The following is a 509-nucleotide window of genomic DNA, read 5'->3' as shown; positions in this document are numbered from 1 at the left end:
GGGTATGCAAATCGAACGCCTGCAGTTTGACTGCTTTACCAGGCTTTCTAATGCTATACAACTACATGCTATAGTTGCCTGGCAGCTATTTTGCCTAAAACACTTAGCTGACCAGAATCCTGATGTTGATGCCCTACAGGTACTGGAACCTTTACAGGTGGAGGTCATCTCTGTACAAAAAGGAGTAAAGCAGATTACCCTTAAACAGGCCCTCATAGCTATTGCTGCTTTAGCTGGCTTTGTTCCTTCTAAAAAACAACCCCGGCCAGGGGAGAAAACTATCTGGAAAGGATGGTGTATCTTTGAAAAAAATCTGCCAAGGATATAAACTGGCTTCCCACAACTTTTATGGGACAGGATAAGGCTGCAAGCTCGAACCAGCGAAACACCAGTGTAAGCTAGTAACAGAAGTAGTCACAAACGAATAGTAAGCAACAAAAAAAGGCGCTACCGGGTAGGTAGCGCCTTTTTTTATCAGCCTTTAGAGCTTAGGCTTTCTTATCGAAGGC

1 protein-coding gene is annotated in these 509 nt (G+C 44.0%); it reads left to right on the top strand.

The features are described 5' to 3' along the window. Positions 1-328: hypothetical protein (locus B879_RS21650; protein ID WP_202949691.1), on the top strand; the 328-nt coding region annotated here is incomplete at its 5' end. Positions 329-509: the final 181 nt, after the last annotated feature.

The organism is Cecembia lonarensis LW9 (assembly GCF_000298295.1).
GTDB lineage: Bacteria > Bacteroidota > Bacteroidia > Cytophagales > Cyclobacteriaceae > Cecembia > Cecembia lonarensis.
Note: the sequence above shows the minus strand (reverse complement) of the source record. Positions and strands in the feature narration are given on the sequence as shown.